Here is a 23,399-nt window from a genome sequence, read left to right as displayed (position 1 = left end):
TCAGGCTTCCTTTGCGGCTACGTGGGCAGCATGAGTAATTAAACTTTTCACCATTTTCCCCAATGAAGAAAAGCGTATATCCTTGGTCTGCCCCAATTCATACCGATAATAGATTTGCTGAAGAATCACAGCTAACTTGAAATAGCCAAATGTCAAATAATAATCGATGGTAGAAACGTCTCTACCGCTTCTCACAGCATAGGCTTCGATAAATTCATTCCTTGATAAAAAACCATCCATAGTAGTAAGCGATGCTTGGCCCAAACCGGATTTGACCATTTCTGGGTCGCCACTTTCCGTCCAATAGCTTAAGGCAACGCCTAAATCAGCCAGCGGATCACCGACCGTCGACATTTCCCAATCAAAAAGGCCGACCATCTCGCTTAAATTCTGGTTGAACATCGCATTATTGATCTTAAAGTCATAGTGAATGATCGAGGTTTGACTATAACGCGGCATATTCTTTTGTAAATAAGCAACGAGCGGTCCCACTTCCTTGATTTCATCCGTCTTTGCCCGTTCATATCTGGAAATCCACCCGTGTACCTGTCTCTCCATAAATCCATCAGGCTTTGAAATTTGAGCTAATCCCATCTTTTCATATGGAATGGAATGAAGATCCGCAAGCTGATCCACCATGATAGTGGATAGTTGACGGCACTTTTCCACAGTCGGGACAATATCTTTAGGAAACATGGAATCTATTACTATTCCATGTTTTCTTTCCATTAGAAAAAAAGGGGAGCCCACAACCGAGACATCATCCGAAAACAGGATGGGTTCAGGCGCTGCTTGAAAATACGGATGGATGGAAGAAAGAATATGGTACTCCCGTTTCATATCATGGGCTTTTGGAGCGACCGGACCAAGTGGAGGTCTCCTCAATACTGCTTCCCACTCACCGACTTTAAGTTGATAGGTCAAATTGGAATATCCTGTCGAGAACTGTTGCACTTCCAATGGATCATTTGGCAAATCCACTATCTTTTCCTGGAGGAATGCCTCTAGTCTTTTAACACCGAGCTCCTCCCCTGAACGAACAGGAATGGTATCATCCATCGTTCCCTTCACCCCTTGTACTTTAGTAAACTAGCTATGGACAATATGCGAGACTAATCTTTCTTTAATCGTTTCAGGAATGGGTTCGCTTTTTTGTTCCCCGAAATTAAAGCAAACCAATATCGCCGTTCCTTTTGCGATGGTCTCTCCCGTTTGCGAACAAATAATATCATGGCTCATCTCACAGCTTTTCGTCCCTACCTTTGTCAAATATGTTCGAACGGATAAGAGTTGGTTAAAGTACCCTTGGGTAATAAAATCGCATTTTGTCGAAGCAAGTAAGAAATTCCAGTCTTCGATATTCGGGGCCAATCCCAGCGCTTCAAAGAATTTCATTCGGGCCTCTTCAAGATAAATAAAATAACTGGTGTTATTGATATGTCCCAATGCATCCGTTTCAGAAAAACGCACGTTCACATTAAGTTCATGCATAATATACCTCCTAATTTTTAGCGATGGGAGAACGCGGGTTTCCGCTTTTCCAAAAATGCTGCAACTCCTTCTTTCACATCTTCCGTTTGAAAGATTTCCTCAAAAAGATTCGTTTCAAGCTCCAACCCTTGTTCAAGTGTGGATTCGCTCCCTTCATTGATGGCCTTCTTAATTCTTGATAGGGCCTGTAATGAATGCCTTGTCATTCGGGATGCCAACTTTTTAGACTCGTTTAACGCGCTTCCCACATCCACGACTTTATTGACGAGCCCAATTTTTTCTGCTTCCTGAGCGGAAAGTGGATCTCCAGTAAAGATCATTTCCTTCGCTTTAGCATTTCCTACAAGTCTCGACAAACGCTGCGTGCCCCCAGCTCCTGGAAATAACCCTAATTTCACTTCCGGTAAACCGATTTGCACGCCTACTTCGGCCACGCGCAAATCACAAGCCAGTGCCAATTCACATCCACCACCTAAAGTCATTCCATTCAAAACAGCGATGGTCGGTTTAGGAAATTGGTCAATCTGAGTTAAAACCCCATGGCTTTCTCTTACCGTCTCCTTCATATTTGGATTGCCCATCATTTGTGGGAATTCTTTTATGTCCGCACCTGCGGCAAACGCCATATCTCCAGACCCGGTAATGAGCACGGCAACAATTTCATTATCATCTTTAAGTTGTGTGAAAACTTCGGACAATCCTTGAAATACCTGTCTGCTGATCACATTCAACGGCGGATTATCAATTGTCACAATCGCAAGCTGATTTTCTTTTTCCACTCTCACTAAGTTTGTCATACATTCTTCACTCCTTGATTTGTATAGTCGTACCAGCCTTTTCCAGTTTTCCTTCCTAAATTACCTTGTTTCACCTTTTCCTCTATACAGGCATTAGGTTTATCTTCTGGATTACCTGTTTCTTTATAACGTTGCTGCATAACGTAGTAACCCACATCAATACCAGACAAATCCATCAATTCAAATGGGCCAATGGGGTGACTTAAAGCTTTACGGCAAATCAAATCGATGTCCTTATAATCCGCTATCCCTTCTTCATATAAATAAAGGGCTTCCCGTTGCAACGCCCCCAATATGCGATTTGCGACGAACCCGGAAATTTCCTTGCGTAGTAAAATTCCTGTCCGATTCATTTTCTCCGTGACTTCTAATGCAAGCTTCGCTGTTTCTTCGGATGTTTGATCACTCATGACCACTTCCACGCAATCCATGACAAGAGGCGGGAAAAAGAAATGCATATTGATGAACTTATCCGGACGGTTCGTCACCCCCGAAAGTAAACTATTCACGATAGTCGAACTATTTGTCGCAAAAATGGTGTTTGCCGGTGCAAATTGCTCTAGTTTAGCGAAGACTTCCTGCTTCACTTCAATTTTTTCGACTACCGCCTCAATAATCAAATCGGCATTGCTGGCGGCTTTATTCAAATCGGTCGTAAATTGAAGACGGGTGAAGGCTGCCAATCTACTGTCTTCACTCAGCTTTCCTTTTTGCACCCATTTATTCATGATTGCCTCTAACTTTTCCTTTGCCGATTGCAAAGCAGTGTCCTGGACATCCTGTAATACCGTATTGAATCCGCCTAGGGCAGCAAGCATCGCAATTTGATGTCCCATCTGTCCTGCCCCGATTACCGATATCGACTGTATCTTATTGGTCGACATTGAGTCACCCTCCCTTTTTAACTCGTTTATTCATTAATTCCATGTAAAATCATTTCCATGAATATTTCGGCCACTTCCCGATCTGTCTTTTTTCCATCAGGGTCGAACCATTGATAACTCCAATTGACCACACCCAAAATGGCAAATGAGATAATAGAGGTATCAAGAGTAGAACGGAATTCCCCCCGTTTGCCCCCCTCTATCAACAATCCTTCTATTTTATTGCGGAATTCATCCCGCTTCGGAAGGATTTGATCCAATTTATCTTTGCTGAGGTTTTTCATTTCGCGGAAAAAGATGGTTGCACTCGACTTTTTGGACTTGATGCTTTTTAAAAGCATATAAACCATATCGAACAGCTTATCCTTACATCCTTTACTAGTATCCTGAAGAATCGTTTCCTGCCCAATTAGCAGTTCATTGATATAAGCGAGATGAATATCCATCAGTAGCTGTTCTTTACTTGTAAAGTAATAATAAAACGTTCCTTTTGTCACCCCTACCGATTCGACAATATCCTGAATGGACGTTTCGCTGAAGCCTTTCTGTTCGAATAAGCGTATGCCATGTTCCGTCATTTTATCTTTCATGTGTGTAATCCCCGCATTCTGTTAAACTATCAGTTGAATTGATACCATAGGCTTTCGTACAATCATGCCTCTTCTTATTTCCTAGTCATTTCTTCTCTTAAAGCGCGCCTTAAAATCTTCCCGACATTTGTTTTTGGAAGTGCATCTCGAAATTCAACTAATTGAGGGACTTTATAAGCCGATAAGTTTTTCCGGCAATAATCGATGATTTCCTGTTCGCTGGTTTCCTGGTTACTTTTAAGAACAAGTACCGCTTTTACGCTTTCTCCCCTATACGCATCTGGAACTCCGATTACCACCGCTTCCTGGACGGCTGGATGCTCATAAAGTACCTCTTCCACTTCACGCGGATAAATGTTATATCCGCTAGCAATGATTAAATCCTTTTTCCGATCTACAATATAGAGATATCCATCCTCATCCACTTTGGCGATGTCCCCCGTATAAAGCCATCCATCTCTCAATGTGACCGCTGTCTCCTCCGGCATGTTCCAGTACCCTTTCATCACTTGTGGGCCTTTAACCACCAGTTCTCCCAATTCCCCTGGTGATACTTCACTCAATCCCTCCCCCAGGTCCACTACTTTATAATCCGTCGATGGGAAACCAATCCCCACGCTCCCTGGCTTTCTTTCAGCAAACGCCGGATTGCAATGTGTGGTTGGGGATGCTTCTGAAAGTCCATATCCTTCCAATATCTTCGCACCTGATTTCCTCTCGAATTCACGAAGCAACTCAACGGGCATCGGTGCACTGCCACTGTTACAAAGGTGTATAGAATCCATGCCGTATTCTTCGGCTTTAGGATGATTCGTCAAAGCGACGTACATTGTCGGTACTCCAGGAAAAGTAGTTGGCTGTTCACGCTTGATTGTTTCAAGTACTTCTTCTATTTCAAAACGAGGGAGCATAATCGAATCCCCCGCAGTATAAATGGACAAATTCATTGCAGACTGCATCCCAAACACATGGAAAAGCGGGATGACCGTCAACGTTCGTTCCCTTCCCATTTTCAACTCATGTTTAAAAAATTCATAAGACTGAATGACATTGGCCAAGATGTTGCGATGCGTCAGCATGGCACCCTTGGATCGTCCCGTTGTTCCTCCTGTATATTGAAGGACGGCTATATCATTTACAGAATCAAATGAAACAGGGATTATGTTACCGTCACCCGTTTTCAAAAACTGGTCAAAAGCAACATCGGGTTGAAAATCCGCTTCAGATGGCTGGAGACTGACTACAATGACATTTTTCACATTCCCATTGGGCTGTACGCTCTTCACTTTTGGATACAATCCATCTAAAATGACAATCGTCTCGGCTCCGGAATCCTGTAGAATTTGCTGAAGCTCCCTTTCGACCAACATTGGATTGACTTGGGTAATGATTGCCCCTGCCGTCAAGGCCCCATAATAGGCGATAACGTATTGAGGACAGTTAGGTAGCATGAGGGCAACGCGATCACCCTTTTGCACTCCCTTTTTTTGAAGGGCGGAAGCAAAAGCCTGTGATGCAAAGAAGAGCTCTTTGTACGAAATCTTTCTCCCATAAAAGGTGATCGCTGTGTTGCTTGGATAGGACTCAAATGCCTTTTGGAGGATCTGTTGCACCGGGACTTCAGGGACTTCAATTTCCTTCAAGATTGAATCAGGATAAACGGACAGCCATCTTTTATTATTCATTACATACCCTCCAGCCATTTTTGATTCTATTTTCTACATGACATGAGAACCGCCATCAACAATCAGGATATTGCCCGTCACATAATCTGAAGCTTTTGAGGCGAGGTATACAGCAGCACCCTTCAAGTCATCCTCGTTGCCTAATCTTTTGAGCGGAGTGGAATCGAGAATAGGACTTTCCCCTTTAGCTAGCACGCCTTTCGTCATGGTTGTGGGAAAGAAACCCGGGGCTATCGCATTTATGTTGATATTATGTTGACCCCATTTAGCGGCTAAATCTTTTGTCAAGGTTATGACCGCTCCCTTGCTCGTATTATAGCCAACGGCATCCAGTATGTTTGGATTCGTACCGCCCAGACCGGCAACCGAGGCGATGTTTATGATTTTTCCATATCCCTGCTCAATCATGATCCTGCCAACAGTCTGGCACATGATAAAGGTACCCGTTACATTCACATTCATCACTTTGTTCCAGGCCTCAAGGGGCATGTCGATGGCCGATGCTCCCCAGGATGCACCGCTATTATTCACCAAGATATCGATGGAGCCAAATTTCCGGATCGTTTCATTCACGACTTCTTGTACGTCGGCAGGATTTGTGATATCGCATTTAAAGGAAAGCGCCTTTACGCCAAGTTCCTCCACGCGGGCGGCAACTTCATCGCACGCGGCCTTCTTTCTTGAACACAGGACGACATTGGCCCCAGCCTCGGCAAAACCGGTCGCTATCTGTTCGCCCAATCCCCTTCCACCGCCAGTAATTATCGCCGTCTTTCCAGTTAAGTCGAATAACTCGGTTATTTTCATATTTTCACCTCATCCTTTTGATACTTACGAAGTTCGATTTTAGCCACCTGTTGACGGTGTACCTCATCTGGGCCATCCGCTAGCCGCAATGTTCTAGCATTGGCCCAATGGGCAGCAAGCGGGAAGTCACCTGAAACCCCTGCAGCACCAAAGCCTTGGATTGCACGGTCTATCACCTTCAATACCATATTGGGAGCTACTACCTTTATCATGGCTATTTCAGCTTTCGCTTCTTTATTTCCAACAGTATCCATCATATAAGCAGCTTTTAAAGTCAAAAGTCTGGCTTGTTCAATTTCAATCCTCGAATCGGCCACCCACTCCATGATCACCCCCTGTTTCGACAAAGGCTTACCGAATGCTACACGTTCTTGTATGCGCTTACATAATTCTTCAAGTGCTCTTTCAGCTGCACCGATTAGCCTCATGCAGTGATGGATCCTGCCAGGTCCGAGTCTTCCTTGAGCAATTGCAAATCCTTTCCCTTCACCCCAGAGGATGTTTTCAGAAGGGACCCTGACATTAGTAAATGTGATTTCAGCATGTCCATGTGGGGCATGGTCATAACCAAAAACAGAAAGCATACGTTCAATTTTGACGCCGGGTGTATCTAGCGGCACCAGAATCATCGATTGCTGCTCATGTTTGGGTGCTTCGGCATTGGTCTTACCCATGACAATTGCAATTTTACACCTCGGATCTCCAGCCCCAGATGACCACCACTTTCGACCATTGATGACGTATTCATCACCTTCCCTTACAATTCTGCATTCAATATTAGTTGCATCGGAAGAGGCCACTTCAGGCTCAGTCATCGAAAAACAAGACCTTATTTCCCCGGCAAGCAAGGGTTTAAGCCAGCGTTCTTTATGCTCATCCGTTCCATAACGAACCAAAACTTCCATATTTCCCGTATCCGGTGCATTACAGTTGAATATTTCGGGTCCTATCATGGATCTTCCCATGATTTCACAAAGTGGTGCATATTCAAGATTGGTTAAACCTGCTCCGTGTTCACTATCAGGTAAAAACAAATTCCAAAGTCCAGCTTCCTTCGCTTTACCCGTCAATTCAGATAAAATGGGCGGTATGGCACTCCAGCGACTGTTTTGTTTTTCTAATTCCTTTTGATAGACGGCCTCATTTGGATAGACATGTTGTTCCATGAAACCGATTAACTTTTTTTCTAAGTCCTTCACTTTTTGAGTGTGTTCGAAATTCACATTCATTCCTCCCTTTTACTAACTAACTGGTCGGTATGTTCATTCTTTTCCATTATATTATTATTTTTACAATATTTTCAATAATTAAATTTTATTTTCTGAAAATTGATTCATTATTTTAAAAGGTACCTCCTTTTTTTCACTGGTTTTGCAGGTAGGAAAGATACAAACGATTTTCGTTCCTTTTGCTCTCTCACTTGTTATGAACACTTTTCCCCCATGATTTTCAATGATCTTGAAACATACAGAAAGACCTAACCCCGTACCTGACGATTTCGTCGTGAAGAATGGTTCGCCAATTTTTTGAATCGAGTGTTCTGGTATTCCCTCCCCTTCGTCCAATATGCCTATTGAAACCTCGTGATCCTTTTCTTGAATATTGACAAAAATGTTACCACCATTCGCCATGGACTCAATCGCATTTTTTATAAGGTTAATTAGTACCTGCTTGATTTGATTTTCATCACAGTAAATTAAAATCGGGTCTTCATCAAAGTTTTTATGAATTTGGATATTATTAAGAACAGCATTTGTCTCCAGCAACGTTAAAACATGATTGCAAATACCGATTAGATTTTTTTCCGAAAATTCAGTTTTACTAGGCTTCGAAAGTAACAATAATTCATTGAGGATTTGCTCGATCCGGTTAATTTCTGAGAAAATGATGTCATAATATTCCTGTTTGTTTTCAGACCCATCTTTGATTAATTTTACAAACCCCAAGATGGAAGTCATAGGATTTCGGACTTCATGGGCAATACCAGCTGCAAGTTGGGCAGCTGTGGATAACTTGCTGGAGGTAATGGCCAAATGTTCATTCAGGCTTACAAGTTTTTCTTCTGCATGTTTCCTTTCATTGATTTCCGATAATATGCCCGCCGTCCCAATGAATTCACCTCCGTCGTCATAGACTAATTTAACGAATGCTTCTACCCAAGACCCTTCATTATTTCGATTATTCATTTTAATGTCGACACGGAAATATCGCTTTCCTTCACGGAAGGAATTTGCAAACGCTTTCAAAATACGATGATAAGATGTCTTATCTATTTCTTTGGAAAAATGGAGACCCAGTGATTCATTGACAGTCCTTCCGCTCATCATTTTCCATGCTGGATTCAAGTATTGCCATTTCCCTTTTTCGTCCGTTTTAAAAATCACTTCATTGAAGCTGTTAAGCAACTCTTTAGAGGATTTAGAAATAATGCGATAACGTCCTTCGCTATCTTTCAACAATTCAATGGTCCTTTGCTTTTTATCATAGACGGCTCCTAACAACCATGCAACGGCAGCAATAATGGCAAGATAGAATATTCCTACTACAGGGACTTTCCGTGACTCAGCGTAAAGCCAAACTATATAGGGTAGTTGCAATGCGGAAAATAGGGTGGGGACAACCAGTCTGCCAACATAGCTATTCAACCTTACACCTCCCATACTTACAATATAATTTTATTTATTGTCCGATTCGCTTAAGGTTTGGTTATATATGGTAAATAATCTCTTTAAAGTAAAATTCCATAAAATATCCGCAATTCCTGCTATTAACCAAAAAAACCTCTCCAATAACGGAAAGGTTCATCTTTATTATTTAATAATCAGCCAATTATGACACGCTCTTTAGGATAATGGTAGTTCTCTGTAACTTCTTTATGACCGATGATATAGAGGAAGGAGGTAATTCCAACCCGACCAATAAACATAATTATCATAATGACAACTTTGCCCACATTACTCAATTCCGGAGTAATGCCCATCGAAAGGCCTACTGAACCGAAAGCGGAACAAACTTCAAAAATGATCTGCATCAAAGTGAAGTTCTCGCTTATAGTCAAAACGAAAATCGCCAGGATACATAGCAGGGAACCCATTATCATGACAGCCGTTGCTTTTCGGGTATCATCAGGATGCACTTCCCTTTTGAATACTTTAATGGACTTTCTCCCCCGCATGAAGTTCCACAAAAAGAGAATCATGATAGCAAGGGTCGTCGTCCGTATGCCACCACCTACAGAACTAGGCGATGCTCCAATAAACATTAGAATGCTCATCAGTAATAATGTCGGTTCCGAAAACTCGCTAACAATCATCGTCGAAAGGCCACCACTTCTCGTATTCGACGACATGAATAATGAGTAGAAAAGTGATTCATGCCAGCTTTTTCCGTGAAAAAAGCCCTTGATTTCAAGGAGATAGATAAGGATGCTGCCTCCAATGATAAGACCAAAAAAAGTTACCGAGGTCAGCTTTGTAAACAAGGAAAAGTGAAACTTATAACTACGCGAACTATTCGACAAAAACTCTTTTAATTCGATTAAGACCGGAAATCCGATTGCCCCAAGAATCAGGAGGATAATCGTGATAAATTGGACGAAATAATCGCCTTTGAAAGGGATCATGGATACACCACTAATATCAAAACCAGCATTTGTAGTGGAACTGACCGCTAAAAAGAGTCCATTTACCAAGGCTGCCTTCCAATCTGGATAATAATTCAGGAAGTAAACACCTAAAATAAGAGCTCCAATTAATTCAATTACGACAAAAATCTTTATAATTTGAATCAATAACTTAACAAGACCCGAAAGATTAGTCTGATTCTGGTCAGTCATGATCAGCTGTCTTTCTTTGATCCCAATTTTCTTGCCTAAAATCAACCAAAAAAAAGTTCCAAGTGTCATTATGCCAATTCCGCCAAATTGGAGAACGAACATTAAGATGAAATAGCCCGTGTTACTGAATACGTCAGCTGTATTGACTACGGTTAATCCTGTCACACTTACTGCGCTAACCGCAGTGAAAAGTGCATCCATGAATCCCCATTTCACTCCAGGTTTTAGAGCAACTGGCAAACTAAGCAGTATTGTAGAAATACTGACGGCCATAAAGTAATAACCAACGATAAGTTGGGCTGGCGTTAATTTTGATAATAGCTTTTTAATAGCAACCATGCAGTTTTCCTTTCTTACTCTACGTAATCGATGATTGTTACAAAATCTATCTTAGTGTACTCTTTTTTCGATGATTTTTCCATTACCTTTTAGGAACTGACTTACTTACAACAATAAGGTAGGTTTACCAATAAATTTGACATCCGTCCTATAAGTAAAAACAACCGTTTTACTCATACTATAATTACAGCGGAAAAACCGCTGAACCAATAAGGGGGAAAATAAAATGGCTAATAATAGTAGCAGCAATAAACTTCTTGTGCCTGGAATTGAACAGGCATTAGATCAAATTAAATATGAAATTGCTTCAGAATTCGGTGTTCAATTGGGTTCAGATACATCAGCCCGAGCAAATGGTTCGGTTGGTGGAGAAATTACAAAACGACTTGTCCAGCAGGCACAATCTCAGCTTAAAGGTCAATAATTAACCTAACTGAATATAATGGATAAGGGCCCAGCTATTAGCTGGGCTCTATTTATGGTGAAAATCGATTTCATTTTTCTTAGGGGAATGTTCACTATTTTGTTTTGTTGCTTTTTCTTTATGGGGTGGTTGTTTCGGTGCTTTTTCCTTTGGCAGTTGCTGCCTTGACGCCTTTTCCTTTTGTGGCTGTGGCCTTGCTGCTTTTTCCTTTTGTGGCTGTGGCTTTTGCGCTTTTTCCTTTTGCGGCTGTGGCTTTTGTGCTTTCACCTTTTGCGGCTGTGGCTTTTGTGCTTTCACCTTTTGTGGCTTTGGCTTTGGTGCTTTCACCTTTTGTGGCTTTGGCTTTGCTACCTTTTCCTTTTGCGGCTGTGGCTTTTGTGCTTTCACCTTTTGTGGCTTTGGCTTTGCTGCCTTTTCCTTTTGCGGCTGTGGCTTTGCTGCTTTTTCCTTTTGTGGCTTTGGCTTTGGTGCTTTCACCTTTTGTGACTTTGGCTTTTGTGCTTTTTCCTTTTGTGGCTTTGGCTTTGATGGCTCCTGCTTTGGTGCTTTTACTTTAGGATTATTCACCTTTTGTTTTTTCTGAGGCGATTCTTCCTTTTTTCTGGTTGACTCTTCTACTGAATCCCTTGAAGATTTTACCGCTTTTTCCTTTTGCTCGAGCTCTTTATTTTTTTCAGGTATTGTTCCGGCTTCTTTTTTATGTAATTCACGTTTGCTACTATTATTTTCACTGTGTCTTGAATGATTCGCGTTACTTCCCTGTACCGGTTTCCTTGTGTCCCCTTTTTCCTTCTCCTTTTTCTCGAGCTTCTTTTCCACATATTTTCCGGTAGATATCCCCTGCTCCCTTGCGTGTTTGCGGTCACTTTCTGTTGCTGGGATAACTATCAGCTTTGTTTGGGCGATATTATCCTGAGTTGAGATTTTATTAATTTCTGATTTTAGGTTCTTATCCAGTTCTTTATTCTCATCCAATAAAGTTGTTGAAACCACAATTTGTTTTTTCCCTTTCAAATAACCAAGTTGTTTTGTGGTCTTCACGATACGATTCGTGACCGTTTTAACATTCTTGCCTTTCCAGTTTGAAATTTCCCTAATCACCAACTTCCCATCTCCATTAAGTCCAGTGAGCTTGAGAACCTCCAGTTCATCATTAAGTTCCAATTCAATACTTGGGTTCACATCGATCGTCATATAAGCCGAGACATGGTCAGAAAACAATGACGGAAGGAGGGAAATGAGAATAAGAAAACTGGATGTCAAGCTGAGCACGACGGTTTTCTTTGCTGAAAAATGAAAGGTGGAAAAAGAAAAATTAAACGATGGTTTAACAGTCGAAAAGGTAATTTCCTCTCCTACTTTATAGGGCCGGGCTTTCCTTTTAGTTTTTAAGAACTCGCCTTCAGGGGTTAAAAGAGTGACAAAACGTTTATTTATAGAAAGAACAACTCCTTTTTTCATCCATTAATCACCCCTTTAATATACTCGTTCAAGTACAGGAAATCCCCATTCAGTATTATGGCCACAGCAATGATATACTTTCGGTTCCGTTCAATTGTTTTTCGACTCACTTCCACCCTACCCTCTAGCTGCTTAACAGGAAGACGTTTCTTGGTAAACAGGATTTCTTTTAACTCGTCATCTTCCATTAGCATTTTAGCTATCATGATTGCTCCTTTCCTAGCATCAGCATGTTTCGGAGAAACTTCGACAAGATCGTCAAACGACAGACCAAAATCTTGTAATTCATTTATGTAAAGATGAATTTCTTCACTTCTTTTTTCTGATTCCAATTGCTTTTCATATTCTTGTATGGAATTTTTATCATCGAAATAACTTTGGTTTTGGTTATTTTCTTCGTCCACTGCAAGATCCACAGTCATTTCTTTACGTCTTGACTGGCTCCGCAAATAGTCAATAACCCTCCTTTTAACAAGGGTTTCTGCAAATGCCAGTAACGAACTTCCTTTTTCAGGAGAATATTTATCGATTGCTTCATTAAATGCAATCAATCCAATACTGAATTCATCATCTGTTTCATATATGTAACGTCTGCAAACGGATGAGACGGTTTTAGCTATAAAAGGCTTGAATGATTCTATGGTATCATTTCGAAGGCTTAAATCGCCTTGTTGAATTTTCAAGACGGTCGATTCTAAAGAACGCTTTTTTTTGAATGCTGTAAACAACAAACCAAGCATTTGTTCACCTCGCTCCTATTGATGCAAAATAATGCATCAACATCTTAATCTTAAGGGGAGCAAGCCTAAATGACAGTTCCAAAAGACCTATTTTCCGAAAATCACAGATTAAATTTTCGATATAACATGATAAAATGCTTAGTTTTTTCTCGTTTATTACATTAAAGTTACAGTTCAATAAAAAAATCGAAGTTTTCTAATGGTTTCATAGGACATTTGTCATTTTTATTACTTTAATTTAATATTTGACTCTTAAGCATAAATTTCGAAAATAGGATTATTTTTTTGTGGGTAACGCGGTCATTTTCCACAAAATGATTAATTTTCATTGCACAAAAAAATGTCAGGCGTGACTTTCACGCCTGACATTTTTTATACTTCTTGAATTTGTTTCTCTTTTTTACTCGAAATGACCCAAGCACCAACCGCGATTCCAACTAATACAACCCAGAAAATTGACTTCCAAAGGGTTGATTCAGGGAAATGCTGTTCTAAGACGCCGAGGGAAGGATGAGCTAGCGTGTAGACGGCCAATTTAACCCCTACCCAACCTACAATCAAGAAGGCTGCAGTTTCAAGTGATGGACGCTGATGAAGCAACTTCACGAATCCATTAGCTGCAAAACGCATGATGACCAAGCCTATCATCCCGCCGAGGAACATGACAGCAAATTGTCCTCCGTCAATTCCACCGACCTTCATCCAGCCTGTAGCAGGAAGTGTAACAGCTAATGCAACGGCTGCCAGCATCGAATCAATGGCAAATGCAATATCCGCTACTTCTACTTTGACGACGGTCATCCAGAAGCCGGATTGTTTCTTAGGTTTCTTGACTTCAGCCTCGCCTTTACCAGCATATTTCTTATAAAGATGCTGAAAAGCGATGAAGAGAAGGTAAAGCGCACCGAGTGCTTGAACTTGCCATACGTCGACAAGGAAAGAAATCAGGAATAAACTTGCAAAACGGAAAACAAAAGCTCCTAACAATCCATAAAACAAAGCTTTCCGTTGTTGATCTTTTGGTAAATGCTTAACCATGACAGCCATGACGACTGCATTATCAGCAGCGAGTATCCCTTCAAGTCCGACCAAGATAAGAAGGACCCATCCATATTCCAATAATAACGATACTTCCATATATTTTACCTCCAATAGTTTGTATTTTCCTCCCTATCGGCATTTGGCAAAATAAAAAGACCTCTGCCGTATAGGCAAAGGTCTTGCTGAACATGAAATCATGTCAACAAAGCCGATGAATGTCTCCATTCACGTAATGACGACTTTGTTTTAGGGCGAACCCTAACGCTACTCCCCTTTGATTAAAGGAAAATCAGTTATTAAGTATATTAGTAGTATACGTGCTACCCGCAAAAATAACAATCATTTTTTTCGTTTTTCTTTGGAAATCTTTAATAATTCCATATATTCTCTTCCAAATTTGATCCAATTGGTCTTGGCTGAAAAGTAATGTTGGAACAGCGATAAAAATCTTGGGTATTTCCCTTCATAAGGATACCACTGGATTTCCGAATTCTTTTTCCCTTTATCCTGCATGATCGCTTTTTCATGGCAGAATATCCGCATTCCCTGTTCCCCATGATAACGGCCAATACCACTTTGCTTTGCCCCGCCAAACGGCAGTCCATGATTGGCAACGGTTATCAAGACATCATTGATGGTCACCGCTCCTGTCACTAACTGACGGGCCACCCGGTTCGCTTTTTCCTCATCCATGCTCCATACGCTTGAGTTAAGTCCATATTGACTGTCGTTCGCAAGACGAACCGCCTCTTCTTCACTATCGAATGGCACAACAGGAAGAACTGGGCCGAATGTTTCCTCATTCATGATTTTCATCGAATGATCGACATTGGACAAAATGGTCGGTGGGATGAAATAAGTACTTCCCTTTTTCCAGTCATGCGGAATGCTGCCGGATTCCATGATGGCTCCCTTATTCAGTGCATCATCCAAGTGGTCTGCAACGATATCAAGCTGGGCCGGGAACGTCATCGAACCAACATCGTCCGTTAATTGTGTACCCTGCCTTAAAGCAGTCGTCTTTTCCTTCAGCAAGGACAGAAACTCTTTATAAACGGTCCTTTCCACATAAACCCTTTCCACGCTCATGCACACCTGTCCACTGTTAGTAAAAGCTCCCCAAAGTGCCCCATTTACAGCACGTTCCAAATTGGCATCACCAAATACGATCATCGGATCCTTTCCACCAAGTTCGAGCGTAGTGGGGATTAATTGTTTAGCCGCCACTTCACCGATAATTTTACCGGTCCTTACAGATCCGGTAAAAAATATATAATCGGGTTTTTGTTCCGTCAATGCCGCCCCTAGCTCTTTTCCGCCATGGGCAAATTGAATGACGCCCTCCGGAAAACCAGCTTCTTGAAACAAGTCATCCATGCTTATACCCACTAAAGGGGTCACCTCTGAAGGCTTGGAAATGACCGTATTTCCACCAATTAAGGCATTCAGTATCGGCACCATCGCCAGTTGGAAAGGATAATTCCAAGGTGAAATGACAAGGACCGTCCCACGTGGCATATATTCAATATAGGATTTCTTACCAATTAACATGAGTGGGGTTGATGCCTTCTGCCTCGAAAGGGCTTTTGCAGCATGTTTTTCAATATGCTTGATCGCATCTATCGTTGGCATGATATCTGCCACAAGCGCTTCTATCTTGACCTTCCCCGTATCTTTCGAAATCGTTTCTGCTAGTTCATCCATCTTTTCCACCATCAAAAAACGAAGGCGCTTTAAATAGTTCAAGCGTTCGGCGATGGGTAGTTTAGACCAATTCAGAAAAGCCTGCCTTGATTTTATATATAATTGAGGAATGGACTCCAGTGGGGTTTCATCAAGTTCCGCTATTTTCTTTCCTGTTGCCGGAGAATACACTTCCCACTTTTTATGTAATTCTTCCATAATGTCTCCCCTTGCTTCACCTTATTTTTATCTGGTATCTTTTTTCGTTTTTGTTTCTTAAATAAAATTCGACCATGGCCGGTACGCCATCCTTGAAATTCGGGCAAGCAATTCCAGATCCCGCTAAATCAGCCTGTGCTTTTGTACAATCGAATCGTCCCTGCCATGTGAAGTAATCCAATGCTTCTTTTTCGACACCTAAATATGTCCGTACAGGACGGATCGATAAAAAGGCCTGGCTTACCGCCATTGGCATATGACCCTTTGGTTTCTTCTTATATAATTCACCAACAAAAAGTTCATAAATCTCAGTGGCTTTACAAGGACTCGGATCGGTTAGATGATACGTCTTACCTACACCTTCTTTATATAATGCCAGATAAGCGGTTGACTGTATAATATAATCAACTGGCACAAGATTGACAACGGTCTCCCTTTCCGACGAGATATATGGGTACATAGGCAGGAAACTTAGACGATCTAGGAAGTTGAGGATAAAATATGGCCCGTCAAATTTGATGGTTTCCCCTGTCTTGGAGTGTCCCTTCACGATCCCTGGACGGATGATTGTTGTGGGTACTTCGCTTTTTAATTGCTCGACCAGTAATTCTGCATCATACTTCGTCCGCTCGTAATGGTTCTTGAAGCTTTTCGGCAGTACAAGTTCATGTTCAAACAGGTCACCTTCCCGATTACCGGCAACGTAAGCGGTACTAAAATAGGTATAACGCACAAGGTTGGGGATCCCTTTGACCCATTCATTCACATGCTTCGTACCAACGACATTGACTAGCTGAGCAATTTTTTCCGGGACAGCCAAATCATATATCGCAGCTAGATGAAAAACATGCGTGATTTCTTGTTGAAGACTTTGACTCTCCGGAACAGCGATATTGAGGTTCTCTTTCGTGATATCTCCTATCACTAATTGGAATAGCACCTTTGCCCCGTCCAGTTCACTTTCTATTGTCTTGATTTCCGCTTCCGCTTTTCCCATTTGCTCAGGTAGTACAAGTAGATAGACTTTATCTACTGCCTCGTCCCGTTTTATAAGCTCCCTAATCAACTGATTGCTAATGAACCCTGGAAAACCAGTAAAAAAGTATATATGTCCCATCCTATCCCTCCCTTTAATTATCTTAATTGTAAGTTATTTGACAAATTATTACTATTATTCAAGGGATGAAAAGAAAAATATTGTTTTTTAAAAGGAGTATCCAACCAGATTATCGAAAATAGAGAATAGTAGTATTCATGTGCATTAAATAAACCGGGTGTTTATATTCGATTCTTTAAGGTTAAATTCTAGTAAATGATTAAAATCATTATCTATCTAACCGATTTTCCGTTACTATATAAGAAGGCGAATTTTTCGCGCATACATATTCGAGGTGAGCGCACAAGTGAAAAGAATTATTAAAGCATATGATTTCCCAATTTTCATCGCAGTCACATTACTTTGTCTGTTTGGTTTAGTCATGATTTATAGTTCGAGCATGATTACTGCAGTTGCTCGATACGGCTTGTCCATGGATTTCTTCTTTGAAAAACAAAAAACGGCCTTTATCATCTCATTCATTGCCATGATCGTGACGATGATTCTTCCTTATAAGATGTACAAGCACAAAACGTTTTTAATGAGTATGATGTTTGGAATGGCTGGTATCCTTTTACTTCTATTCATCTTCGGCCATACGGCGGGTAATGCTACGAGCTGGTTTAAGATAGGAACAAAATCCATTCAGCCCGCGGAGTTTTCCAAGCTAGCCATGATTATTTATCTGGCCGCCATTTACGGTAAAAGACAGGATCGAATCAACAGCATCGATAAAGCCGTCATTCCACCGATCGGGTTTCTCGTTGGTATTTGCTTTTTAATTGCCATTCAACCTGACTATGGAACGGCTGCCGTCATATTTCTCATTGCAGTTACCATGGTCCTTTCGTCTGGCATGTCTTTTAAAAGTATCTTTAAGCTATCTATACTTACGATGCTATTAATCGGCCTTGTAGCTCTAGGCGTACTAGTGACAGGGAATTTCTCGAGTATTTTCACCGAGAATAAGGTATCCCGTTTTACCGGATTCGCTGATCCTTTCGGTACAGCCGGAGAAGACGGATATCAACTCGTGAACTCTTTATTTGCAATCGGTTCTGGCGGTCTTACGGGAGTCGGCCTTGGAGACAGCGTACAGAAGTATGGCTATCTTCCCGAATCCCATACCGATTTCATCATGGCCATCATTGCGGAAGAGCTAGGAATATTCGGTGTGGCTTTCGTCCTGTTGACACTCGGTTTCATCGTCTTAAGGGGCTTCATCCTTTCTGCAAAATGCAAAGACCCATTTGGCAGCCTTCTCTTGATTGGTATATCTTCCATGATAGGCATACAAGTGGGCATTAATGTTGGAGGCGTGACGGGGCTCATTCCCATTACAGGGATTACCCTTCCATTCATCAGTTATGGTGGTTCATCCTTACTCCTACTGATGCTTTCAATGGGTATCTACCAAAATGTCGTGATGAGAATGAACTTGCTTGAACAAAAAGAAAAAGTCATTACGACGGTTCCAACGGAAGATATTATCTCTTCCAAGTGAATTGGATAAAACCAATTTAACAAAAAAAGGGCTGACCCAAACATCATCAAAGGTGACATTTGGGGCAGCCTTTCCTATTTCAAGAACTTCAAAGGGTAGCTACTGCTTACTATACTTTAGAAAAGGAGAGGTACTGATGAAAATTAAACTGTTCATTTTTTTAACGTCTTCCAAGGAACATAAGGAAAAAAATAGATCCGAAGTTGTAATGAAAACATTTGAATCATCCTTTCGTCCCTTTCTAGGAGATATCATCGAGGACCCTGGATTTGATGCTAAGTATCATAATGGGTACGAGGTCGTAAAAGTCACTGTTAATTATGAGAAAGATGAATGCTATGTATCTATGAAACCCGTGGCCATAGATTTAGAGGAATTGTCTATCGAAGATTATATAGATAAGCTTTTGGCGAACGGATGGAGTATTGTTTCAAAAGAAGAGTCTGTAATGTAAAAAAGCGGTGAAGAAAAACCATTCGTTTTCTTCACCGCTTTTTTTCTTACTTATTATAATGAATGCCGATTTTTGTGAATCCACTGATCAAACTAAGTAATGGACAGAGTAAACAGAAAAAAGCAAATGGTGCATACTCCAAGGTCGGAACATCCAGTACCTTTGTCAGAAAGACACCACAGACTCCCCAAGGTACAAGTGGATTCACTACCGTTCCTGAATCTTCAAGCACACGTGCCAGTGTCTTAGGATGCAATCCCAGATCATCATACTTTTGTTGGAAAGCCTTCCCCGGCAACAACACCGATAAATATTGCTCCCCAACAAGGAAGTTGGTACTGATTCCTGTAAAAACAGTTGCGGCAATTAACTTCGAAACACTCGTCAGCGAATCCTGAATGCTACTAAGAATAGATGGGATAATGCCCAATTCAAATAAAAGTCCACCCATGGCCAATGCCAATAGAACGAGAGAAATCGAGAACATCATGCTTTCAATGCCACCCCGGGATAAAATGGAATCCAGCTGTTCCATCCCACTATCGAGGACGAAACCGCTAAATAGAATATCAGCTAGCTTCGGAACAGTAAGACCCGGTGTTTGTAAAAAGGCAATGATTGCTGCGGAAACGATTCCTGCAGATAAAGTCGGGATGGCTGATATCTTTTTCAAAGCCATACCTAAAACGATGATAAATGGAAGCAAGCTCCATATACTGATATTCGTTTCCATCTTCAACGTACGGCTCATCACTTCTATTTCCTCTATCCGGGCTATATTGATATCAGGGGAAAGGAAGAAAAAGATAACCAGCGTGATAATAAATCCCGGAAGTGTCGTCCAAAGCATATTTTTAATATGTTCAAACAAAGATACGCCCACTGTTTCCGATGCCAAGTTCGTTGTATCGGAAAGTGGTGACATTTTATCCCCAAGAAAGGCCCCCGAGATAATGGCACCCGCCGTGATGGCCAGCGATAAATCCATGGCCGCCGCCATTCCGATGAAAGCGACACCTATCGTAGCCGAGGTGGTGAGTGAACTCCCGATGCACAATCCGAGAAGCGATGTCACCAGAAATGTCACTGCATAAAAGGATTCACCAGAAATCCAGTCAAATCCATAATACATGATGGTCGGAATTGTTCCGCTCGCCATCCAGATTGAAATTAACATTCCAATAAAGAAGAAAATATAGATGGCTCCCATACCGGAGACCGCCCCTTTGACGATAGCTGACTCCATGATTGAAAATGGAAGCTTTTTCACTTTCCCATAAACAAATAAAAAAAGGATAGCTACTATAATTGGAATATGAGGATCCAAACCATAATGTATAATTCCAGTTGCTATAATCAATAATAGAATGGCCAAAACACCGAGTGCTTCGGGCAATGAGAGCTTAAGCTTCGCATCTTCAAGACGCATGATATTTTTCACCGCTTTCAAGTTAAATATTCTCGAGGTAAGAATCGCTCGCACTCACTTTCACTTAGACGCTTTTAAGCACTAAAGCATAGGTATAAATATATATAAGTTTTTCAATATTGTCAAAGGAATTTTATTCTATACGGTGCTCATAGTATCACCAAATTGCACGAATACCTTCTACGATTCTATTCATATGCATTATCCTTAAGTCTTCCCCTTTATTACAGTTACGTGATGATCCTTAGATGTCCTTTTCGAATTTATTCTCTAAGCTGAAGACATAACTATAGGAAAAACTAATCACTATTGATTTCTATGAGAAAAGCCCGTGTTTATGATCCACGGGCTCAACCTTATTTTAAATCCATTGGGTTATATAAAGTCACATCCGGATTCTTATCCTGGAACCAACGTAATGCAAACTCATTTTCAAACAAAAATGCATATTTATCATAACGGTCTTTGACCAGTATGCTTCTAGAACTGTGCAGATTTTCATCGAGTTTTTCATCTTCTGCCCAACGGGTGATTTTGCTACCCATACGCTCCATCATTACCTCAACATTGTATTCGTTTCTCATTCTGTGTTCGAATACTTCAAATTGAAGTTGACCAACGGCACCGAGAAGATATTCTTCCATACGGACCGTTTTGAAGAGCTGAATCGCTCCTTCTTGGACCAGTTGATTAATACCTTTATGAAAATGTTTCTGCTTCATAACATTTTTAGCCGTTACCCGCATGAAAAGCTCAGGGGTAAACTGAGGTAAACGTTCAAACTGATACATATCTTTACTTGTCGTAATCGTATCACCAATTTGATAGTTCCCAGTGTCATACAGACCAATGATATCTCCGCTCACGGCTTCATTCACGGTGTTCCGGTCATCCGCCATGAATTGGGTAGAAGACGAAAGATTGATTGGTTTGCCCGTTCTGCTCAAGTTTACATTCATTCCACGCTCGAATTTCCCTGAACAAATGCGGAGGAAAGCAATCCGGTCACGGTGTTTCGGATTCATGTTCGCTTGAATCTTGAAAATGAATCCGGAAAATTCTTCACTGACAGGATTCACTTCACCTGAAGTGGTCATACGAGCTTGTGGCTCAGGTGCAAACTGGAGATAAGCATCTAAAAATGTTTGGACACCGAACGCCGTTAACGCACTACCGAAAAATACTGGACTTAGTTGACCATTAGCAATTCTCTCTTCCGAGAACTGGTTTCCGGCTTCCGTCAACAGCATAATTTCTTCTAATGTTTGCTCATATAACGGTGATTCCTTCAATATATGATCTCCATCAAGTTCACCTTCGTCATTCAAAGTAAGGTAACGTTCCGGTCCTTCCGTCTTGAATTGTTCGATGCGGTTATTGAATCGATCGTATATACCTACGAAATCTTTTCCCATCCCGATCGGCCAGTTCATTGGATACGTTTCAATACCAAGCACTTCCTCAAGTTCAGCAAGCAATTCAAGTGGCATTTTCCCTTGACGGTCCATTTTATTAATGAAGGTAAAAATCGGAATGCCTCTCATCCGACATACTTTGAATAATTTAACCGTTTGATCTTCAATCCCTTTTGCCGAATCGATAATCATTACGGCACTATCTACAGCCATCAGTGTGCGGTATGTGTCTTCACTGAAATCTTGGTGACCTGGTGTATCCAGGATATTCACACGGAAATCGTCATAATCAAATTGCATGACCGAAGATGTAACGGAGATTCCCCGCTGCTTTTCAATCTCCATCCAGTCACTCGTTGCATACTTTCCTGTTTTTCTAGCCTTAACTGTTCCGGCATCACGAATCGCGCCACCAAACAGTAGTAGTTTCTCTGTTAATGTAGTTTTCCCGGCATCCGGGTGGGAAATTATTGCAAAAGTCCGTCTTGAATGGACCTCATCTTTTAAAGTAGGCATAATATGTTCCTTTCATTATTGGAATTGTCACATAGCATGTATAGAGAACCTAATCGTTTTTTTCACATTGGAATGTCAACCTTTCCTAGTATGCAAAATTCTTGAACATACACAATATATGTACGAAAAATATATCATAAGGCTTATACCTTCGCTACTCCGGTATCCATTTCAATCAACCTTACTATTTTAACACGATATGAACGAAAGATGTAGAGGTGAATGAATCCAAGAAATGAAAGGAGTAATAAAAAACAAAAGACGCTGTATCAGCGTCTTCTCCCCTGGTGCTTATAATGTGATGTTGAGTCTGCTAGTTACTTATCCTACCAGCCTTCATGGCTTTTTGATTACGCTTTTTTTTCCAACGTTTCTTGACTTCTTTAAAGATTAAAGGAGCGGCAAAAATGACTGCTCGTTTTAGGAGTTTTTTCATGATTCATCATCCTTTCTTTCCTTTTCTATACCCAAAATATCGTTTAGGAAAACTTTAGTTCGCCCCACATCATTCTTTTAATGTCAGCTTAAGTAAATCGATTCTCACCTTCGCTTCCTTCATCATTGATTTCAGTTTTGCTTCATTTTCCTCTTCTTTTTGAAGCTCAGCCTCTATCATTTTCAGCTCATTTTCTACCGCCGCATACTCCTCATTCGCTATCCCTACTTGATCATGCAATTGTTTCCAACGTTTCATGACTGCCTGATTTTCATTCTGCCATTTCGAACGATTTTGGCTCGTGAACGCCACATCCATTTTGTTTGACAAACTCTCCATTTCTTCAAGAGGATACGTGGCTCCCTCTACTGATGCGTGGGTCCCCTGCTTCGAAGTGATGCCCTCATCCGCAGTTGAAGAATGAGTAGAACCTTCTTCATCTTTACAACCCGCCATGAAAACCGCCACGATGACTAGTAGAAAATAAACCTGTCTAATTTTCATCCATCTCCCCCCTTTTGCATATTTTTTCCTTAAAGTAAGAATAACTTAC

Annotated in this window: 22 protein-coding genes and 1 riboswitch; of the genes, 3 read left to right on the top strand and 19 right to left on the bottom strand. The window is 41.1% G+C overall.

Going from position 1 to position 23,399, the window contains the following annotated elements; translation table 11 throughout:
- The 10 genes from ACIQXU_RS06500 to ACIQXU_RS06455 form a co-directional block, all read right to left on the bottom strand.
- Complete coding sequence (locus ACIQXU_RS06500) at positions 1-1,059, bottom strand: phosphotransferase family protein (protein ID WP_402987677.1); 1,059 nt, start codon at positions 1,057-1,059, stop codon at positions 1-3.
- Positions 1,060-1,089: 30 nt separating this feature from the next.
- The gene (locus ACIQXU_RS06495) at positions 1,090-1,491 is read right to left on the bottom strand and encodes an acyl-CoA thioesterase (protein ID WP_402987673.1); all 402 of its coding nucleotides are present in this window, start codon (positions 1,489-1,491) and stop codon (positions 1,090-1,092) included.
- Between the two features lie 17 nt (positions 1,492-1,508).
- Positions 1,509-2,288, bottom strand: coding sequence for an enoyl-CoA hydratase/isomerase family protein (locus ACIQXU_RS06490; protein WP_402867939.1), 780 nt, complete (start codon positions 2,286-2,288; stop codon positions 1,509-1,511).
- Positions 2,285-3,172, bottom strand: coding sequence for a 3-hydroxyacyl-CoA dehydrogenase family protein (locus tag ACIQXU_RS06485; protein WP_402956082.1), 888 nt, complete (start codon positions 3,170-3,172; stop codon positions 2,285-2,287). Before ACIQXU_RS06485 ends, ACIQXU_RS06490 begins: the two co-directional genes overlap by 4 nt.
- Positions 3,173-3,198: 26 nt before the next feature.
- Positions 3,199-3,762: a TetR/AcrR family transcriptional regulator gene (locus ACIQXU_RS06480; protein WP_402867937.1), complete on the bottom strand. Its 564-nt coding sequence runs from the start codon at positions 3,760-3,762 to the stop codon at positions 3,199-3,201.
- Positions 3,763-3,836: 74 nt separating this feature from the next.
- Positions 3,837-5,447 (bottom strand): long-chain-fatty-acid--CoA ligase, encoded by a 1,611-nt coding sequence (locus tag ACIQXU_RS06475; protein ID WP_402987668.1) that lies wholly within the window; start codon positions 5,445-5,447, stop codon positions 3,837-3,839.
- Between the two features lie 33 nt (positions 5,448-5,480).
- Complete coding sequence (locus ACIQXU_RS06470; protein WP_402956078.1) at positions 5,481-6,254, bottom strand: SDR family oxidoreductase; 774 nt, start codon at positions 6,252-6,254, stop codon at positions 5,481-5,483.
- Positions 6,251-7,420, bottom strand: a complete 1,170-nt coding sequence (locus ACIQXU_RS06465) for an acyl-CoA dehydrogenase family protein (protein ID WP_402956487.1) — start codon at positions 7,418-7,420, stop codon at positions 6,251-6,253. The genes ACIQXU_RS06470 and ACIQXU_RS06465 overlap by 4 nt, the downstream gene beginning before the upstream one ends.
- Before the next feature lie 141 nt (positions 7,421-7,561).
- A complete protein-coding gene (locus ACIQXU_RS06460) occupies positions 7,562-8,899 on the bottom strand; it encodes an ATP-binding protein (protein WP_402987664.1) in 1,338 nt (445 codons plus the stop codon).
- A gap of 176 nt (positions 8,900-9,075) precedes the next feature.
- The gene (locus ACIQXU_RS06455) at positions 9,076-10,428 is read right to left on the bottom strand and encodes a TrkH family potassium uptake protein (protein WP_402987660.1); all 1,353 of its coding nucleotides are present in this window, start codon (positions 10,426-10,428) and stop codon (positions 9,076-9,078) included.
- A 226-nt stretch (positions 10,429-10,654) separates the two neighbouring features.
- Here ACIQXU_RS06455 and ACIQXU_RS06450 point away from each other — a divergent pair, with 226 nt between their 5' ends.
- The gene (locus ACIQXU_RS06450) at positions 10,655-10,852 is read left to right on the top strand and encodes an alpha/beta-type small acid-soluble spore protein (protein ID WP_402867932.1); all 198 of its coding nucleotides are present in this window, start codon (positions 10,655-10,657) and stop codon (positions 10,850-10,852) included.
- A 48-nt stretch (positions 10,853-10,900) separates the two neighbouring features.
- Here the strand turns inward: ACIQXU_RS06450 and ACIQXU_RS06445 are convergent, their stop codons facing one another.
- The 5 genes from ACIQXU_RS06445 to ACIQXU_RS06425 all read right to left on the bottom strand — a co-directional run bounded on the left by ACIQXU_RS06445 (position 10,901) and on the right by ACIQXU_RS06425 (position 17,113).
- Entirely contained in the window at positions 10,901-12,313 is a 1,413-nt protein-coding gene (locus tag ACIQXU_RS06445; protein ID WP_402987657.1) for an anti-sigma factor domain-containing protein, read from the bottom strand.
- Positions 12,310-13,053 carry an RNA polymerase sigma factor SigI gene (gene sigI / locus ACIQXU_RS06440; protein WP_402987654.1) on the bottom strand — a complete coding sequence of 248 codons (744 nt, stop codon included), beginning with the start codon at positions 13,051-13,053 and terminating at the stop codon, positions 12,310-12,312. The genes ACIQXU_RS06445 and sigI overlap by 4 nt, the downstream gene beginning before the upstream one ends.
- Before the next feature lie 372 nt (positions 13,054-13,425).
- A complete protein-coding gene (locus ACIQXU_RS06435) occupies positions 13,426-14,190 on the bottom strand; it encodes a TerC family protein (protein WP_402867929.1) in 765 nt (254 codons plus the stop codon).
- Positions 14,191-14,278: 88 nt separating this feature from the next.
- Positions 14,279-14,379: riboswitch (yybP-ykoY riboswitch) on the bottom strand.
- Positions 14,380-14,433: 54 nt separating this feature from the next.
- The gene (locus ACIQXU_RS06430) at positions 14,434-15,996 is read right to left on the bottom strand and encodes an aldehyde dehydrogenase family protein (protein WP_402867928.1); all 1,563 of its coding nucleotides are present in this window, start codon (positions 15,994-15,996) and stop codon (positions 14,434-14,436) included.
- Between the two features lie 16 nt (positions 15,997-16,012).
- The gene (locus ACIQXU_RS06425; RefSeq protein WP_402987650.1) at positions 16,013-17,113 is read right to left on the bottom strand and encodes an SDR family oxidoreductase; all 1,101 of its coding nucleotides are present in this window, start codon (positions 17,111-17,113) and stop codon (positions 16,013-16,015) included.
- A gap of 286 nt (positions 17,114-17,399) precedes the next feature.
- Between ACIQXU_RS06425 and ACIQXU_RS06420 the strand changes: the two genes are divergently transcribed.
- Together ACIQXU_RS06420 and ACIQXU_RS06415 are read left to right on the top strand one after the other, a co-directional pair.
- Complete coding sequence (locus tag ACIQXU_RS06420; protein WP_402867926.1) at positions 17,400-18,596, top strand: FtsW/RodA/SpoVE family cell cycle protein; 1,197 nt, start codon at positions 17,400-17,402, stop codon at positions 18,594-18,596.
- 136 nt (positions 18,597-18,732) lie between these two features.
- Positions 18,733-19,050: a hypothetical protein gene (locus tag ACIQXU_RS06415; RefSeq protein WP_402987647.1), complete on the top strand. Its 318-nt coding sequence runs from the start codon at positions 18,733-18,735 to the stop codon at positions 19,048-19,050.
- A 46-nt stretch (positions 19,051-19,096) separates the two neighbouring features.
- Here ACIQXU_RS06415 and nhaC read toward each other — a convergent pair whose 3' ends face one another.
- From nhaC to ACIQXU_RS06395, 4 genes are all read right to left on the bottom strand, one after another.
- The gene (gene nhaC, locus ACIQXU_RS06410) at positions 19,097-20,491 is read right to left on the bottom strand and encodes a Na+/H+ antiporter NhaC (protein WP_402988015.1); all 1,395 of its coding nucleotides are present in this window, start codon (positions 20,489-20,491) and stop codon (positions 19,097-19,099) included.
- 344 nt (positions 20,492-20,835) lie between these two features.
- Positions 20,836-22,410: a peptide chain release factor 3 gene (locus ACIQXU_RS06405; RefSeq protein ID WP_402867924.1), complete on the bottom strand. Its 1,575-nt coding sequence runs from the start codon at positions 22,408-22,410 to the stop codon at positions 20,836-20,838.
- 313 nt (positions 22,411-22,723) lie between these two features.
- Positions 22,724-22,846: a hypothetical protein gene (locus ACIQXU_RS06400; protein ID WP_402867923.1), complete on the bottom strand. Its 123-nt coding sequence runs from the start codon at positions 22,844-22,846 to the stop codon at positions 22,724-22,726.
- A gap of 69 nt (positions 22,847-22,915) precedes the next feature.
- On the bottom strand, positions 22,916-23,350 hold the full coding sequence (locus ACIQXU_RS06395) for a hypothetical protein (RefSeq protein WP_402987644.1): 435 nt from the start codon (positions 23,348-23,350) through the stop codon (positions 22,916-22,918).
- Positions 23,351-23,399: the final 49 nt, after the last annotated feature.

Source organism: Peribacillus sp. NPDC097284 (assembly GCF_044761765.1).
Lineage (GTDB): Bacteria > Bacillota > Bacilli > Bacillales > DSM-1321 > Peribacillus.
The sequence above is the reverse complement of the archived record's forward strand: the minus strand, read 5'-3'. Positions and strand labels throughout refer to the sequence as shown.